The organism is Variovorax sp. MPBD4-3 (assembly GCF_058809745.1).
Window position 1 is genome coordinate 1 of the sequence record NZ_JBXASW010000126.1, and the last position, 2,507, is coordinate 2,507.

The following is a 2,507-nucleotide window of genomic DNA, read 5'->3' on the forward strand; positions in this document are numbered from 1 at the left end:
GCGTCGGGTGCTCCCCGCAGCGAAATAAAGGAGGAGGCCGCAGGCCGGGGGACATTCGCGGAGGGGAGTACCCGATGCCCTGAGCACACGCCCCGAAGCAACAACGGCGCTCAAACGCGCCCCCGCTACAGCCCCAGCTGCCGAAAGTCCCTCGGCGCATGCCCCGTCCACTGCAGGAACGCGCGTGAAAAGCTCTTCTCGTTGCGGAACCCCACCGCCAGCGCCACCTGCTTGATCGGCCGGGTGGTGCGCCGCAGCAGCTCCACGGACAGCTCATGCCGCACCTCGTTCTTCAGCGTCTGCAGCGACGTGCCTTCCTCGTGCAGCTGCCGGTGCAGCGTGCGGCCCGACACTTTCAGCAGCCCCGCCAGCGCCTCGGCCGTGGTCGCTTCGCTGGCGCGTGATCGCAGCAGCTCGCGCACGCGCTGCCCCAGCAGACGGTCGCGCCGGTACTGCAGGATGGTCAGCGGCAGTGCGCGCTTGAGCATGGCGCGCAAAGCGCGCTCGTCGCGCTGCAGCGGCAGGGCGAGGTAGCGCTCGTCGAAGCTGATGCTCGCCTGCGGCGCGTCGAAGCGCACCTCCGGCGTGAACATCGGCGCATAGGCGTCGCTGTGCGGCGGCGGCGCGAACGGAAAGCCCGCGCTGCGCAGCGAGATGCGCGAATCGATCGCCCAGCACATGTAGCCGTGCATGAAGCGCAGGCTCGTCACCAGGCAGAACTCGCGGAATGCCTCGTCCAGCGGGCGGTTCTCGGTGATGCGCAGGGTGGCCACGCCGCCCGCCACATCCAGCGCCAGGCCGATGTCCTCGGTCAGCAGGCGGTGGTGGCGGCACCAGCGCTTGATGGCCACGCCCAGGTCGGGCGAGGTGAGCGAGGCGCGGCACAGCATGCCGTAGCTGCCCCAGGGCAGGCGCCGCGAGAACCAGCCCAGGGCCTCGTCGTCCAGCTCCTGCATGGCGTGTTCCGACAGCGCCTCGAACTGCGCGGCCGTCACCCGCGCGCCCGGCCGGACCAGCTCGCGCGGCGTGATCTGTGCCGCCTTCAGGGCCTCGGCCGGGTCCATGCCGTAGCGCTCGTAGCCCTGCACGATGGCTCTCACGAAGGCCATCGGCGTGACGGCGCGGGCGGGTCTGAGGAAGGACGGGGACGACATGGCTTTGCGGATCGGTCGTGGCGCAATTTGCAACCATTGTGGCGCCAATTGAGGCGTGCCCAGGCGTAAGCTGCGATCTTTCAAGCGCCATCCAGCGCGGGTAGCACTGCGCGCCGACCCCTTCAGAGGAGACAAGACACATGCACGATCCCGGCCTGAACTTCGACCTGGGCGAGACCATCGACTCGCTGCGCAGCGCGATCCAGGACTTCGCCGCCAACGAGATCGCTCCGCGCGCCGCCGACATCGACCGCGACAACCTGTTCCCGCACGACCTCTGGAAGAAGCTCGGCGACCTCGGCCTGCACGGCATGACGGTGAAGGAAGAGTTCGGCGGCACCGAGCTGGGCTACCTGGCCCACATCGTGGCGATGGAAGAAGTCTCGCGCGCCTCGGCCTCGGTGGGCCTGTCTTATGGCGCGCACTCCAACCTGTGCGTGAACCAGATCCACCGCAACGGCAGCGATGCGCAGAAGAAGAAATACCTGCCCAAGCTGGTGAGCGGCGAACACGTGGGCGCTCTGGCCATGAGCGAGCCCAATGCCGGCTCCGACGTGGTGAGCATGAAGCTCAAGGCCGAGAAGAAGAACGGCTACTACGTGCTCAACGGCGGCAAGATGTGGATCACCAACGGCGGCGACGCCGACACGCTGGTCATCTACGCCAAGACCGAACCCGAGATGGGCGCGCGCGGCATGACGGCCTTCATCGTCGAGAAAGGCTTCAAGGGCTTTTCCGCCGGCAACAAGCTCGACAAGCTCGGCATGCGCGGCTCCAACACCTTCCCGCTGTTCTTCGACAACTGCGAAGTGCCCGAAGAGAACGTGCTGGGCGGCGAAGGCATGGGCGCCAAGGTGCTGATGAGCGGCCTCGACTACGAGCGCGCGGTGCTCTCGGGCGGCCCGCTGGGCATCATGGCCGCCTGCATGGACGCGGTGCTGCCCTTCATCCACGACCGCAAGCAGTTCGGCCAGAGCATCGGTGAGTTCCAGCTGATGCAGGGCAAGCTGGCGGACATGTATTCGACCTGGCAGGCCACGCGCGCCTATGTGTACGCCGTGGGCAAGGCCTGCGACCGCAACGACCATGCGCGCACCTTCCGCAAGGACGCGGCCGGCGCCATCCTGTACTCGGCCGAGAAGGCGACCTGGATGGCCGGCGAGGCGATCCAGGCGCTGGGCGGAGTGGGCTACACGAAGGAGTTCCCGGTGGAGCGGCTGTGGCGCGATGCGAAGCTCTACGAGATCGGCGCGGGCACGAGCGAGATCCGGCGCATGCTGATCGGCCGCGAGCTTTTCGCTGAAACGGCATAGGCTGTTTTTCTCCCTCCCCTTCCGGGGGAGGGCAGGGGTG

2 protein-coding genes are annotated in these 2,507 nt (G+C 67.7%); one reads left to right on the forward strand and one right to left on the reverse strand.

Annotated elements, in window-relative coordinates:
* Window positions 1-125: 125 nt before the first annotated feature.
* The gene (locus AC1RVW_RS30730; RefSeq protein ID WP_493204507.1) at window positions 126-1,154 is read right to left on the reverse strand and encodes an AraC family transcriptional regulator; all 1,029 of its coding nucleotides are present in this window, start codon (window positions 1,152-1,154) and stop codon (window positions 126-128) included.
* A gap of 140 nt (window positions 1,155-1,294) precedes the next feature.
* On the opposite strand from AC1RVW_RS30730, the gene AC1RVW_RS30735 reads away from it, so the two are divergent.
* Window positions 1,295-2,467, forward strand: coding sequence for an isovaleryl-CoA dehydrogenase (locus AC1RVW_RS30735; protein WP_081269645.1), 1,173 nt, complete (start codon window positions 1,295-1,297; stop codon window positions 2,465-2,467).
* Window positions 2,468-2,507: the final 40 nt, after the last annotated feature.